Raw genomic sequence first — 13,737 nt, 5'->3', positions numbered from 1 at the left:
CCTCCTGACCTCTGAAGATCAGGATGATCAGACGACTGCGAGGTGGGTCCCATTTGATCCGCCGTTCAGCGGTCAGCTTTCACCCGTCGCCGACACGGCTTCGAGTCGTGGCTGGAGCGGGACCACGCGATGGCGCTGGACTTCGACCGCGATGTGGTGCGGTACTCGTCTCAGCCGATGTGGTTGTTCTGGGATGACGAGTCGGGGCGCCCGCGCTCGCATGCGCCTGACTTCTTCGCGCGGCTGGCGGGCGGCGGGGCGCTGGTGGTGGACTCCCGCCCGGAGGGGCGGCGCGGGCGGCAGCGGGACCAGGAGGCGTTCGCGGCTACGAAAGTGGCCTGCGAGCGGGTGGGTTGGCAGTACGCGCTATGGGGTGAAGCGGACGAGGTGTGGTCGGCGAATCTGCGGTGGCTGGCCGGCTACCGGCACGCTCGGTGCGGCGAGGTCACCACGACGGGTCGGCTGCTGCGCTACTTCGCGAGTCCGGGCGGCCTGATGGCCGGTGCGGAAGCCGTCGGTGATCCGGTCGCCACGTTGCCGGTGCTCTTCCACCTGTTGTGGTGTCAGGAGTTGGTGGTGGACCTGTCGGTGCTACTGGGCGAGCGCACGGTTGTCCGCGCTGCTGGTCGGGTGGTCAACCGGTGAGCGGGTTGGGTCGGCCGGGGGTTCTTCGGGTCGGTGATCGGATCGTGTTCGGGGGCGGCGAGCACACGGTGGTGGCCGTGGCGGGTACGTCGGTGCGGCTTCTCGCTGTTTCTGGCGAGCAGTGCGTGGTGTTGCTGGCCTACTTGCAGGCTGCCCCGGACTTCGCCGTGGTGGGAGCCGGTCCGTCTCCCCGGCTGGCTCCGCACGGTCTTCTGGAGTCCGTGCCAGCGCAGGCGGCGGACCGGGCTCGGCTCTGGGAGCACCACCTGGTGGAGCTGGAGTGCGGGCTTCCGCCTAACGCGCTGCCGGGTGCTGTCCCGCAGCCGGAGTACGACCCCCAAGTGCACACCCTGGCCGAGCGGGAGGCGGCCAAGGCGCGAGAACTGACGGCACTCGGGGTGAAGGCGGAGCTGCGAACCGTTCAGCGGATGCGTCGGCGCTACCGCGAGCAGGGCGTGTGGGGACTGGTCGACGCCCGCTACGCGCGTCGGCGCAAGCCGACGGGCAACGTCGATCCTCGCGTGGTGGAGGCCGTCGTCGCGGTCATCGAACGCCAGACGCAGACCTCGACCGGCACAAAGGCCCGGGTTCGACGCCTGGTTGAGGACCAGATCGTCGCCGAGTACGGACCGGACACGGTGCCAATGCCGTCGACAGCAACGTTCTACCGGCTTCTGGACGCGGTGACCGTGGGTCGGTACACGTTCGGCTCAGCGGCCACCCGGCGCCAAGCCGACAACCGCCCCTCGGGCGTCTTCACGCCCACGATGGCGGCCCGACCGGGCGAGCAGGTTCAGATCGACAGCACCCCGCTGGATGTGATGGCGGTGATGGACGACGGAGTGGTGGGGCGTCCGGAGCTCACCATCGCGGTCGACATCGCGACTCGCACCATCTGCGCGGCGGTACTTCACCCAGCGAGGGCCAAGGCGGTGGACGCCGCGCTGATGCTGGCCCGGATCGTCGTTCCCGAGCCGATGCGCCCGCACTGGGCCGAGGCCCTGCGGATGTCCGCCTCGCGCATCCCGCACGCCCGGCTGCTGGACATCGACACCCGGTTGGAGCGGGCCGCGGCCAAACCCGTGATCGTCCCGGAGACCATCGTCATCGACCACGGCCGCGTGTTCGTCTCCGATGCCTTCGTTCGAGCCTGCCGCACACTCGGGATCTCGGTTCAGCCTGCCCACCCCAGAACCCCGACGGACAAGGGCGTCGTGGAGCGCACGTTCTCCTCGATCAACACCCTGTTCTGCCAGGACGTGGCCGGCTACACCGGACGTGACGTCACCCGGCGCGGAGCCGATCCAGGTGCTCAAGCGGCCTGGTCGGTGGCCGATCTCCAGGACCTGCTGGACGAGTGGATCGTGGCCGGCTGGCAGAGCCGCCCCCATGAGAGCCTGCGACACCCGTTCACCCCGGACCGACCGCTGTCGCCCAACGAGGCATACACGGCGATGGTGGCCGCCTGCGGATACGTCCCGCTGGCTCCCAGCGGGGACGACTACATCGAGATGCTGCCCGCCGTCTGGCGGACCATCAATGACTACGGCATCCGCATCGACCACCGCTCCTACAACGGCCCCGAACTCACCCCGTATCGCCGCCGGCACTCCGGCGTCACGGTCAAGAACGGCCAGTGGGAAGTCCATTACGACCCGCACGACCTCAGCCGTGTCTGGGTGCGCGACCACCATCACGGCGGCTGGCTCACGGCCCCGTGGACCCACATGCCCATGGTCCGCCAGCCGTTCGCCGATTTCACCTGGCGCTATGCGCGCCGGATCGCCGCGGAGCGTGGCGTGGACGCGAGCAACGAGATGGCTGTCGCCGTCCTGCTGGCCGGCCTGCTGCGGCGAGTCGAGGCTGGCCCTGGTCCCGAGCAACGGGCAACTGCCCGAGCACGCGCCGCCACCGCGATGCCCGGCCGCCTCCCGGCAGCTCTCCTCTCAGCCGCAACCCCGGCGCTGGATCCGGCGTCGCTGCCGCTGCCGTCCGGCGAGAGCAGTGAGTCGGAGATCGTGGAAGCGGAGGTCGTTGAGTCGGACGAGATCGTGCCCTTTGGGGTCTTCGACCCGCTAGAGGACGGCGGAGCATGGTGAATTCCGATGATGACGGCGGTCTCGACTTTCAACCGCTGGTCACCCGCGAGGGCTGGAAGGCCTTCGCCGACGCGCCACGGCCAGAGGCACCCGACCTCCTGCCGGAACTCGTCTTCCAGGGCCTGGACCCCGTCGAGCGGGCGGTCTACAACCAGGCCCGCATGACCTACCACATGAAGCTTCTGATCGTCGCGACCCCGATGATCCGCCAGATCACCACGCTCGGGCGGAAGCTGCTGGCCTACAACGCTCCCAAGACCACCGGCCGCCGGGGTCTGATCGTCTCCGGCCCCAGCAACACCGGCAAGTCCACCGCAATCCAGCAACTCGGCAAGAAGTACCACGTCGACGCCATGCGGCAGGCCAATCCCCACAGCGACCGCATCCCGGTCGCCTACATCGTGGTCCCCTCGGGCGCGACCCCGAAGATGCTTTCGATCGAGCTGGCAGCGTTCCTCGGCCTGCCGATCGGTGCCCGTGCCAGCCAGCACGAGATCACCCACACCGTCTGCACCGTCCTGCGGAAGGTCCGCTGTGGCCTGGTCCTCGTCGACTTTACCGACCGCAGGTAGTCCTGCCCGTGATGTCCGTCTGGGACTGTGACCAGCATGTCCCGGGCTTGTTTACCGACCGTGTCCGGGATGTCTGTCATGTTCTGGAGTCGGTACGGAGGACGAGTGGCACGGCGCGTGGTGGTCGGGGACCTGAGGGTCCAGCAGATCGAACGGAAGGACGGGCGGCGGTCGTGGACGATCGTGTGGCCCGAGGGGATGGTCCACACGGAGGCGGACCGGTTCCTGCGGCAGCATGACGGCTCGGGGACGCAGAGGACGTACGCGTATCTGCTGGTGGACCATCTGCGGTGGCTGGAGCGGGAGTGCCTGGCCTTCGACACGGTGAAGCTGCGGGACCTTGAGCGGTACATGGGCATCGTGGGCGCCGAGGTCCGCATGCCGCTCGGCGAGCCGTGGCGGGTGGGTAAGCGGCCCTACGGCCAGTCCGCGCTGTCGACTGCGGCGGCTTGCTTGAAGGGCTTCTACCTGCACCAATCCGCCCTCGGCGTGAACGGGGGGCTCGGCAAGAAGCTCGACACGTCCCGATTGCCGTCGCGGGTGGACCGGCGCCGCTCCTTCCTCGGGCACGTGAAGTCATCGGTGCCCACCAACCCGCTCGCGCCGAAGGGCCCGCACCGCCGGCATCCGAAGATGCTCCCGGACGGCGCGAGGGAGAAGCTGCTGGCCACGGTGAATGCGGCCCGGGACCGGCTGGTGGTGACCTGGCTCGCGGACGGCGGCCTGCGGATCGGCGAGCTCTGCGGGCTGCACCTGATCGACCTGCACCTGCGTGAGAACGCGGCCTGCGGCGAATGCCGCACCCCCCACCTGCACGTCTGCCACCGGCCGGGAAACCCCAACCGGGCCGAGGCGAAGACCAAGCACCCCTGGCGGGTCGAGCACGGCACCGTGACCGGCGGACTGATCAAGCGGGTCAGCCCGGCGATGGTGCACACCTACTTCGACTACATCACCACCGAGTACCCGCGCGGCGCCGGCCACGGCATGCTCCTGGTCCAGCTGCACGGCACCGACACCGGTCAGCCGTGGGCACCGGTCGGGGCCCGGCGGATGATCGGCCGGGCCGGGAAACGCGCTGGTCTCGGCCTCGTGAAGCCCCATGCCTTCCGGCACACGTTTACTTCCGCGGTTCTCGACGCGGCGGACGGCAACCTGCTGATCGCCCGGGACGCGGGTGGCTGGGCGTCGGCCGCGATGGTCGACGAGGTCTACGGACATGTCGACGTCCACGACCCGGCGTTCGACGCCGCACTGCGCGCGGTCTGGGGTGAGGCGTGATGCGACGGCAGGACTACCTTCGACCCCTGTTCGCCGAGCGTGAGGACCGGGTCGGCCGCGACCGGCTGGAGATCCTGACCGCGCTGATCGGCGGCCCGTCCTTCGACCCGATCTTCCGGCCGGACGTGATCGAGATCCCACCCGGCCACGCGGTCTACCGGTGGGCATGCGTCGTCGACCGATGTGAGCGCAGCCGGACGGGCGGGACGGATCTTTGCTCGGAACATCAGCGGCAGTGGGTCCAGGACAGCGAGCGCGGGGTGGGAAGGGCGGCCTTTGTGGCGGCCGCCCAGGGCCTGGAACGGCGTGTCGGGGCGGCGGAGACCATCTGTCAGATCTGCCCCGGACGGCCAGCGGCCCGCAACGATCTGCGGCTGTGTCAGCGGCATCTGAGCCGGTGGGCCGTGCGCAAGAACGACGGAGACGACAGCGAGGCGTTCGCCGCTTGGGTGAGCGGCGAACAGGCGTGCCCCGGCTACGGCCTCTGCGGCGTGGTTGTCTGCCCGAACCTGGCAGACTCCCCGCTGGGGTTGTGCTCGTGGCACGGCACCCGCTACCGCCGTGACGGCGAGCCCGGTGGGGCCGCGATGCCGGACAGCTGGTGGCAGCGATACGAGCAGTTCGGGAAGGCGGTCCCGATCGAGTACGCCGACCAGGCGGCGTTCCGGCGGTGGTGCGCTACCGTTCCCGCGCAACCCTGGTCGGGGCAGATCAACCTGCGCGGCCTGCGGCCCCTGGTGCGGGCCGAGATCCAGTGGGGACTGTTCGTCCATACTCAACGAGCCCGCCCGACCCGCTGGGACCTGGGCTGGATCCGGGCGCTGGTGACCACCTGCCGCTCGCTGGAGGTGAACTCGCTGGTCGACTTCGAGTTCGGCTCCGGTGGTTCCCCGGCGTTCACCGGGGCGATCGCGAAGGAGATCCTGCACGAGCTGCGACTGGTCTACTTCACCCCGCAGGAGGCCAAGGACGCCGGCTTCCTAGAGACCGAGCACTACGGGGTGCTGTTCCCGCACCGGATGAGCCACGTCGACCTGACCGGCATCCCGCAGCGCTGGCTGCGGGATCTGACGTGGGACTACCTGGCCGATCTGCTGAGGTCACCGCGTTGCCCGCGCTCGGCCAGCCCGATCGACGACCTTCGCCGGGCCGCCGTCGAGCTGGGGGTCTTCCTGGAGATCGAGGCTCCTGGCGGTGGTCATGACCCTGCGGTCCTGCGGCAAGAGCACGCCCGGCGGTTCGTGGCCGACCAGCGCCACCGCGAGCGCGAAGGGCTCCCCTCGCTGGCCGTCAAACGGCCGGACGGGACCGCGAGCATCGTCACCACCGTCACCCGGTCGGTCGTGTTCAACGCCGTCCGCAAGCTGATGCGCGAGGCGCTCGACACTGGCGCCGCGGAACGGCTGGGCCTGGAACGGGAGTTCATCATCGAGTTCCCGACCGCCGGCGCGGCCACCGGTCGGACCGCGCGCCGGCCCTTCCCCGACGAAGTCGCCCGGGCCCTGGCGGACGAGGCGAATCTGGCCGAGCTCGCCGCCACCTACGACGCCAACGACAACGGCGTCCGCGACATCTGGGAGACCACCGTCACCACCGGGCGCCGCATCGGCGAGGTCCTCAAGGTGCGGTGGGACTGCATCGGCCGCTACGGCGGCCTGGCGATGTTCTGGCACGACCAGACCAAGGTCGGCAACTACGACGCCGCGATCCGCATACCCGAACGCCTCTACGGGATCCTCGCCGAACGCCAGCGCAAGACCCTGGACCGCTTCACCGCCCGCTACGGCTACCGGCCGACCGGAGCCCAACGCGCCGGGCTGGCACTGTTCCCCACGACCTACCGCAGCAACGACGGGACGGTGGCGCTGACCCACCAGTGGTTCTACAGCCGGTTCCGACCCTGGGTGGACGCCATGGACCTCGGCCACTACGTCCCCCACCAGGCCCGCCATACTCTGGCCACCAGTCTGTTGCGCCACGGCGCCACCCTGACCCACATCCGTCGATACCTCGGACAGGTCAGTGATCGAATGGCGGAGCATTATGTCCACCTGACCAGCACGGATCTGGAAAACGTGCTCCAGCACGTCTGGGTCGCCGGTCCGGGTTCGGCCCAGCCCGGTGAACTCCTGGCCGGTGACGCCGCCCCGCTCACCCGCGAGCAGGCCCAGGCTCTGGCGATCGACCTGTCGCGCCGCAGCACTCCGGCCGAGGGCGGGTTCTGCACCTTCCAGCCCGTCGTCGACGGCGGTGCCTGCCCCTGAAGCCTGGACTGCCACAACTGCGACAAGTTCGTGCTGTCCGGCGCCGACCTGCTGTATTGGCGGCGAAAGCGTGAACAGTGGCGGCTGCTGGCTGAGGGTGCCCCCGACGACGCCACCGCCGATTACCTCCACCGCTACTTCGAACCCACCGCCCGCGCCATCGACGGCCTGGAGAAGGCCCTGGCCGCCCTCGGCCTCCTCGATGACGCCCTCGCCCTGGACCTGCGCAAACCCCAGGACTACTTCCACCGCGTGTGGTCGACCGCCTTCCGTGCCACCGACCTCGCCGACGCGGCCGGCAACGAGCAGGGCGAGTACAGCGATACGTGCTCAGCCGACGGCGACGATCCCGAACAGGAAGCTGCGTGAACACCTCCACCGTCCTCGACCTCCGCACTGCGGCGGCCCAGGCCGCCCGCCGCCGCAAGACCGAGACCGCGCTCCAGCGCGTCCACGACGCCATCGCCCGGATCCGACGCGAGAAGGCCCAGGTCAGCGTCGCCGCCGTCGCCCGCCGCGCAGACGTCTCGCGCACCTTCCTCTACGACAACACCGAGGCCAGAGCCGCGGTCGCCGCGGCGATTGCCGAGGCCGGCGAACGCCGGACCCAACTGTTCACCGACCAGGACGACGCCCGCGAGGCGACCTGGCGCGAGCGGGCCCTCAACGCCGAGGAAGCTCTCAAAGCCGCCCACACCGAGATCCTCACCCAGCGCAACCGCATCGGCGAACTCCTCGGCCAGATCCGCGACTTGGAAGCCGAATGGACCCAGGAAGCCGTCCAGCGGATCACCACCGAGAACACCACCCTCAAACAGCGCGTCCGCCAACTCACCACCGACAACCGCACCCTCGACGAACGTCTCAAGGCCGCCCGCTCCAACCTCCGCTTCCAGGACCGCCGCGTCGCCGACCTCGAAGCCCAGATCGCGGGCACCTGACAACCCCGGGGGGATGCCGCTCAGTCCGGTCCGGTGACCAGGGGAAACCCGTGGTCACCGGACCGTTCCGTATGCCAGGCTCCGGCATATGGAGCCCCACAACGAGCAGGCCGCAGGCGAAGTCCTGCATCAACGCGGCTGGCGCAAGGCATTCACCGTCCAAGAGATGGTCGACAAGTGGGCCTGGCTCGTGGGCAAAGTCGAGGACGGGTACAGCGACCTGGTGGACGAATACACCAACGACCTCTACAGCCGGAACTGGCTGCACGAGGCATGGCCGATCCTCACCGAGCGCGTGATCGTCCTGTGGACCCCGCAGGTCAAAGCCCTCGACGACCGTTTCCGGGCCGCCACCGTCTTCGACGACGGCATCTCCTTGTCACAGTTCCACCGGATCAGCGGGTTCGACCCCATCGATATGTGGTGGTGGCGGCGCCACCCTTGTCTACTCGTCGGCGATCTCGGCCGCTCGCTCCGTTCGGCAGGCGCCACCGACTGATCTTTGGGGCCGACGGCCATAATCACCTGACCAGCGGCTCAGCCAGGAGGGCGACTCGATCGGCCTCGATATCGAAACCGAGCACCGGATGGCCATAATCGCCCTCCGGGTCCATCAGCACCGACTTGCCCAAGCGGCGGCCGATCTCCCGCAAGAAGTCGCAGAACACATCAAGTCGCTCCTGGCCCTGCAACTCCCGCAGGTCAACGTCGAAGTCGACTTCATCGTCGCCAAGGAAACGGAAGATCGCCAGAACATCGGCAGTCGGCCAGACCCGCAGATTTGGGCACTCAGCGTCCGCCGGGCGGGATAGCACGGTCTCCGCCCGAGGCACCGGCAGCACAGTCTCGCCTTCGGAGTACTGGCACTGCCAACCTCTCGCCTCGACAAGATCAAGGACCGCTTGCCAGTCCTCCGCCGAGGCATCCGGGACACGCAAGTCCGGCAGCGACCCCATCAGGTCCGGGTCGAAGAAACACTTCACGTCATCCCACAGCAGATCAGCCACACCGCCATGCTGCCTGGTTCCCCGATCCAGCACAGCCTCGTTTCCCTTGGCCAAAGGACAGGGGCACCCTCAGATCACCCGGGCGGACGACAACATCGACCCCAACCCGGCGTCGCGAACATGTACTCTATGAATCGTCGCAGTTCAGAGCCGGTATCCGAGCTCCTGCGGTCGGTAAAATCGACGAGATCCACAACCTCGACCTGACCACACGCGCCGGAGCCGAGGCATCGGACCAGTTGAAGTACTTCTACGAGCAGATCCGGGCCACGTTCGTCTTCGCCGGAATCGACGTCGCCGAACACGGACTCTTCTCCGGCCTACGCGGACGCCAGATCGCCGGGCGGTTCCTCAGTACCCGTACCCGTGCGTTCGGCTACGACACCAACGAGGAGCGGTCGGACTGGAAGAAGCTGGTCGCCACCATGGAACAGTCCCTTCGTCTGCACCGCCACGCGGCCGGCTCCCTGGTCCGGCTCGCGCCCTACCTTCACGAGCGGTCCACCGGCTCCATCGGGGCTCTCGACCAGTTGATCCACCAGGCCGCGAACGACGCCATCGCGGACGGCACTGAGAAGCTCACCAAGAAGCACCTTGATGGTGTCCTGCTCGACACCGCCGCGCAGGGTGATCTGTGGGTGCAACCGGCGTCTCCTGGACGAACCCGTAAGGAGGCGTCGTGAACCTCTCCGACCTACCAGTTCGTAGACTGCCTCTGACCGTTCGGCCTCTCGCGGAGGAGACCGTGATCTCCTTCGTGACTCGTCTCGCCAGTGCCAACGAGATTCCGGCCGCCACGCTTTTCCGGCATCTCGCGCCCTGTCACCCGGGGCGACGCATCATCGACATGGATGCCGTACTGTCCCTCGAATCCTTGGAACGGCTCGCCGTTCTGTCCGGCCGGGACACTGACGCTCTCGCCCGCACCCTGCCCGGCCAAGACCACACCCCGCACACACCGCTGGAACTCGGCCGCCCGGGACTGCGCTGGTTCCGGACCCATCCCCGCCCTCAACTCGCATGCCTCCTCTGCACCTCCAGGCGCGGCATCAGCGATGCTGTCCGGGTTCGGGTCAAGGACGGCCGCCGGGTCTGTCGCGTCCACCGCCGCTGGACCGACGGCCTTCAGCGCGACCTGGCTAAAATGCCCGAGATCATCGACGCCCACGCACGCTATCGCGCTCTCCTGGACGGCCCTCGCAGGCTCCGCGCGCCAACGATGGTCTGGAAGGCCCAGTGCATCGCCCTCAACTGGTCCTGGGAGCGGATGCACCCCGTGCTTTCAGAACGCTGGGCGGTCAGGGCCAGGAAGCTCAACATCGCCTTTCCGTATCGGGGGTACGACTCACCGGCCGCGCAGTGCGTTGTCTTCCCCGAGACCGTCGCCCTGGCCGAGACACTCTGCCATCCGGACTGGCGCCGGCACGTGGCGATGGTCCGCGATGCGGATCTGGAGCACTTCTACCGGTATGCCTTCCAGGCTGTCGGGATCCCCAAGGCCTCGAATCGGTCACCGGTCCAAGGCGATCCCATTACCTTCTGGGCTGGGAACCTCCGCGCGGAGCATGCCAAGCGGCGCTTCGACTTCTGGCGAGATCCACTCGCTGCGGTTCTCACCCGGACCCCCTTTCCCAACATCCGCCACTTCGCGTGAGGAGCGAGGACCCAATGTCTCTCAACCGACCTGACGAACCGCAGGTCACAAGCCCGTCAGATCGCCACATCAATCAAGAACGGACAGCCCGATTCTCCGGAACCCGACTGACACGGGCTCGTCCGTGCGACAGGATGTCCGCCTGTCGTACTGGCCAGTGAAAGGCAGTCCGCATGCCGCAGCCTGCACCGCGACCGACTCCCGAATCGACCGACCTGCTCACCGCGGAACTGGTGGTGGACATGGCCGCCCCCGTGGCCCCGGCCATCTCGCCGGACGGTCGCCTGGTCGCCTACGGCGTGGTCGCGAACAGTGGAAGGGACGGACGTCCGCACAGCTCCGTCTGGGTCGCCGCCGCCGATGGCAGCGCGGCCCCGCGCAGGCTGACCGACGGCACGGCCCGCGGCGCCGCCCCGAAGTGGGCGCCGGACTCGGCTCTTCTGTTCTTCACCTCCGACCGCGAGGAACGGGGCACCGCTCAACTCCAGCGGATCCTTCTGGACGGCAGCGAGGACGTCGCCGAGACGGAGCCTCTGACCAGGTGGCGCGGGGGCATCGGCGACCACTACCCGCTCGCCGACGGCCACACCGTCGCGCTGCTCGCCGAGGACGAGCCCACCGCGGAGGACGAACGCCGGGACGCCGAGGGTGACGACGCGAAGGTCTGGGGCCGGCACCTCCCCGCCACCCGGCTGCACCTGCTCGACCTGGCGACCGGCGCGGTCCGCACCGTGGACGGCCTCGGAGACCGCCATGTCGTGGAGGTGACCCAGCGTCCGGACGGCGGCCCGCTGGCCGTGCTGAGCTGGGCCACCCCCGAGCTCGACCCCGGCGTCACGACGGCAGGACTGCACCTGGTCGCCCCGGAGACGGGAGCCGTCCAGGACCTGGGCCCGGTCGGATTCGAGGCGCAGTCCCCGGTCTGGTGGAATCACGACGGTGAATGGCATCTGGCCCACCTGGCGGTGACCCCCGGGCACTTGGTCGGCGCGCTCGCCGTGATCGACACCGTCCCGCCGGTGACCGGCCCGACCGTCGAACAGCGCAATCTCACGGTCGGCATGCCCGCCTGCCCCACCGAGCTGGTGCAGGTCGCCGACGGGCCGCCGCTGGCGCTGTTCGCCGACGGGCTGGACACCGCGCTGCACCGGCTCGATCCGCAGTCGCTGCGGTTCCGCCGATTGTCCTACGCGCCCGGCATGCTCGCCGGGCTCACTGCGAGTCACTCCGGACAGACCCTCGCCGTGCTGCTGAGCACCGCGCGCGAGCCCAGGAACGTCCACGCGGGACCCACGGGCGGGCCACTGCTCCGGCTCAGCGACACCAGTCCCGAACTGCGCGGGATCCGCTGGGGTGTCCAGGAACGGCTCAGCTACCAGGCGTCCGACGGACTCCAGTTGGACGGCCTGCTGATCCTGCCGCCCGGCCGGACTCGAGGCCAGGGCCCGTTCCCGCTCGTCACCATGGTCCACGGCGGCCCTTACTTCCGCCATGCCGACGAGTTCGCGCTCACCGCGGTCGACTGCGGGCAGTGGCTGGCGACCGCCGGATACGCGGTCTTCCTGCCCAATCCCCGGGGCGGGTCGGGCCACGGCCATGAATTCGCCGCCGTGGTGGCGGGCGCGGTGGGCGGCGACGAGTGGACCGACATCCTCGCCGGGATCGACCTCCTGGTCGCCGAGGGAGTCGCCGATCCCGAACGCCTGGGCATCTCCGGCTGGAGCCACGGCGGTTTCATGGCGGCCTGGGCCATCGGCCGAACCGAGCGCTTCAAGGCCGCCATGATGGGCGCCGGCATCACCGACTGGGGCATCCAGGCCGGGACCGGCGAGTGGGGAGTCATGGACGCGGCGCTCGGCGGCAGCACCGGCTGGAACGGGCCGGGACCGCACCTCCACGACCGGAACAGCCCGATCTCCCACGTGTCCCGGATCCGCACCCCGGTCCTGATCCTGCACGGTGAGCAGGACACCAACGTGCCCCTCGGCCAGGCCGTCCACTTCCATCGCGCACTGCGCCACTTCGGCGTCGAGCACGAGTTCGTCGTCTACCCCCGAGAGGGCCACGGGCTGCACGAGCGCGCCCATCAACTCGACGCCCTCCGGCGCATCCGCACCTGGTACGACCGCTGGCTGTAGGCCCGTACCGGGGTGGGCATCGAGTCATGATCAATGAGTGGCGCGCCCCTGGAGCCCTTCCTCTTTCGGTTCGCGGCCTGGTCCACCTTCTCCGGGATGACGGCTTCGATGCCGCGTCTGCGCAGGTGGGCCCGGTTGCTGCGGGACGAGAAGGCCCTGTCCCCGGCGGCCGCGTCCGGCCGGGCAACCAGTGCAGCCGGCGCCGACTAGGCTCGCCTCCGTGTCCGAACCAGCCCCTGACCCTCGCATGCAGTCCTTGATCAACCAGCTCCGGCCGGGGGCCGTGAGAACGGTGAAGGTCACCGGGTTCGACGGAGCGGACATCCTGGTGGAGCTCGTGGATGCCGAAGGAGGGAAGGCCGAGATCGGTCGGATTCCTCGACAGGAGGCGTCGATGCGTCAGATGGAGCATCCATCCGAGCTGTTTGAGGTCGGCCAAGAGATCAATGCCGAAGAGATCGGGCGCTGGCGCGAAGGTCAGCTTCACCTCTCCGCCAGGGCGTGCGAGATTCCGGCCCTTCGGTCCTTCCTCCTCGCGTTCGAACGAGGGCAGGTCGTCGCTGGGACAGTCTCCGAGGTTCACAACTTCGGGGTCTTCGTCCACGTCGATGGCGAACCGGACGGCCTCTGCACGGGCTTCGTCCGGGTGCCGGATCTGACGTGGGCCTGGATCAACCACCCCTCCGAAGCGGTCGAAGCCGGCCAACGGATCACCGCCGAGGTAATCATCGCCGAGACGCGCTCCGGACAGGTCACGCTCTCGTTGAAGGCTCTGCAGGAAGATCCGCTCATTCGGTTTGCGGATCAAGTCGGCCAGGTTCTCACCGGGCCGATCACCAAGATCGTTCCTTTTGGTGTGTTCGTGCAGCTTGCTCCCGACGTTGTGGGGTTCCTGCACCTCTCAGAACTGGCTGACGAGCGGGTCGAGACCCCGGATCAACTCGTCGATGAAGGCGAACTGATCACGGTGAAGGTCGCCGAGGTCGACCTCCAGCGTCACCGGGTGCGGCTGGGTGCCGCTGGTAGAGCGGACAGCACCGACCTCATCCGACGAAGCCTGGACCACCCACCGCTGGCAGACACGTCCCCACCGTCGCCCCTGGACACCAGCCCCTGAGGATCCCCACGCCCTCGGG

The 13,737-nt window shown here is 68.8% G+C and carries 12 protein-coding genes and 2 pseudogenes; 12 read left to right on the top strand and 2 right to left on the bottom strand.

Translation table 11 applies throughout. The features are described 5' to 3' along the window. Nucleotides 1–84 precede the first annotated feature (84 nt). The 8 genes and pseudogenes from AB0R04_RS35540 to AB0R04_RS35505 all read left to right on the top strand — a co-directional run. Nucleotides 85–645, top strand: a pseudogene (locus tag AB0R04_RS35540) (TnsA-like heteromeric transposase endonuclease subunit); the annotation flags it as partial. A 77-nt stretch (nt 646–722) separates the two neighbouring features. Then, nucleotides 723–2,744 (top strand): Mu transposase C-terminal domain-containing protein, encoded by a 2,022-nt coding sequence (locus AB0R04_RS35535; RefSeq protein WP_363377858.1) that lies wholly within the window; start codon nt 723–725, stop codon nt 2,742–2,744. Continuing rightward, a complete protein-coding gene (locus AB0R04_RS35530; RefSeq protein WP_363377856.1) occupies nt 2,738–3,316 on the top strand; it encodes a TniB family NTP-binding protein in 579 nt (192 codons plus the stop codon). The genes AB0R04_RS35535 and AB0R04_RS35530 overlap by 7 nt, the downstream gene beginning before the upstream one ends. Nucleotides 3,317–3,421: 105 nt before the next feature. Next, complete coding sequence (locus AB0R04_RS35525; RefSeq protein ID WP_363377854.1) at nt 3,422–4,597, top strand: tyrosine-type recombinase/integrase; 1,176 nt, start codon at nt 3,422–3,424, stop codon at nt 4,595–4,597. Continuing rightward, nucleotides 4,597–6,861 (top strand): site-specific integrase, encoded by a 2,265-nt coding sequence (locus AB0R04_RS35520; RefSeq protein WP_363377852.1) that lies wholly within the window; start codon nt 4,597–4,599, stop codon nt 6,859–6,861. Before AB0R04_RS35525 ends, AB0R04_RS35520 begins: the two co-directional genes overlap by 1 nt. 30 nt (nt 6,862–6,891) lie before the next feature. Further along, nucleotides 6,892–7,230: a hypothetical protein gene (locus AB0R04_RS35515; protein WP_363377850.1), complete on the top strand. Its 339-nt coding sequence runs from the start codon at nt 6,892–6,894 to the stop codon at nt 7,228–7,230. Next, entirely contained in the window at nt 7,227–7,802 is a 576-nt protein-coding gene (locus AB0R04_RS35510; protein WP_363377848.1) for a DUF6262 family protein, read from the top strand. Before AB0R04_RS35515 ends, AB0R04_RS35510 begins: the two co-directional genes overlap by 4 nt. A gap of 88 nt (nt 7,803–7,890) precedes the next feature. Then, nucleotides 7,891–8,301, top strand: coding sequence for a hypothetical protein (locus tag AB0R04_RS35505; protein ID WP_363377846.1), 411 nt, complete (start codon nt 7,891–7,893; stop codon nt 8,299–8,301). Nucleotides 8,302–8,323: 22 nt separating this feature from the next. Here the strand turns inward: AB0R04_RS35505 and AB0R04_RS35500 are convergent, their stop codons facing one another. Next, nucleotides 8,324–8,809, bottom strand: a complete 486-nt coding sequence (locus tag AB0R04_RS35500; protein WP_363377844.1) for a hypothetical protein — start codon at nt 8,807–8,809, stop codon at nt 8,324–8,326. A 239-nt stretch (nt 8,810–9,048) separates the two neighbouring features. Here AB0R04_RS35500 and AB0R04_RS35495 point away from each other — a divergent pair, with 239 nt between their 5' ends. The 3 genes from AB0R04_RS35495 to AB0R04_RS35485 all read left to right on the top strand — a co-directional run bounded on the left by AB0R04_RS35495 (nt 9,049) and on the right by AB0R04_RS35485 (nt 12,601). Beyond that, nucleotides 9,049–9,492, top strand: a complete 444-nt coding sequence (locus AB0R04_RS35495; protein WP_363377841.1) for a hypothetical protein — start codon at nt 9,049–9,051, stop codon at nt 9,490–9,492. After that, on the top strand, nt 9,489–10,463 hold the full coding sequence (locus AB0R04_RS35490) for a TniQ family protein (protein WP_363377839.1): 975 nt from the start codon (nt 9,489–9,491) through the stop codon (nt 10,461–10,463). Before AB0R04_RS35495 ends, AB0R04_RS35490 begins: the two co-directional genes overlap by 4 nt. Nucleotides 10,464–10,636: 173 nt before the next feature. Next, nucleotides 10,637–12,601 (top strand): S9 family peptidase, encoded by a 1,965-nt coding sequence (locus AB0R04_RS35485; protein WP_363377837.1) that lies wholly within the window; start codon nt 10,637–10,639, stop codon nt 12,599–12,601. 44 nt (nt 12,602–12,645) lie between these two features. Here the strand turns inward: AB0R04_RS35485 and AB0R04_RS35480 are convergent. Next, nucleotides 12,646–12,783: pseudogene (locus AB0R04_RS35480) on the bottom strand (IS5/IS1182 family transposase); the annotation flags it as partial. 65 nt (nt 12,784–12,848) lie between these two features. On the opposite strand from AB0R04_RS35480, the gene AB0R04_RS35475 reads away from it, so the two are divergent. After that, entirely contained in the window at nt 12,849–13,718 is an 870-nt protein-coding gene (locus AB0R04_RS35475) for a S1 RNA-binding domain-containing protein (RefSeq protein WP_363377865.1), read from the top strand. The last annotated feature ends 19 nt before the right edge of the window (nt 13,719–13,737 follow it).

This window comes from Kitasatospora sp. NPDC056731, assembly GCF_040687675.1.
Lineage (GTDB): Bacteria > Actinomycetota > Actinomycetes > Streptomycetales > Streptomycetaceae > Kitasatospora.
This window is presented reverse-complemented; position numbering and strand designations above follow the sequence as displayed.

What these genes read in the sequence shown, in the direction of transcription:
- AB0R04_RS35530 (WP_363377856.1), top strand. Translation starts at nt 2,738, where the DNA reads ATGGTGAATTCCGATGATGACGGCGGTCTCGACTTTCAACCGCTGGTC.
- AB0R04_RS35520 (WP_363377852.1), top strand. Translation starts at nt 4,597, where the DNA reads ATGCGACGGCAGGACTACCTTCGACCCCTGTTCGCCGAGCGTGAGGAC.
- AB0R04_RS35505 (WP_363377846.1), top strand. Translation starts at nt 7,891, where the DNA reads ATGGAGCCCCACAACGAGCAGGCCGCAGGCGAAGTCCTGCATCAACGC.
- AB0R04_RS35485 (WP_363377837.1), top strand. Translation starts at nt 10,637, where the DNA reads ATGCCGCAGCCTGCACCGCGACCGACTCCCGAATCGACCGACCTGCTC.
- AB0R04_RS35475 (WP_363377865.1), top strand. Translation starts at nt 12,849, where the DNA reads ATGCAGTCCTTGATCAACCAGCTCCGGCCGGGGGCCGTGAGAACGGTG.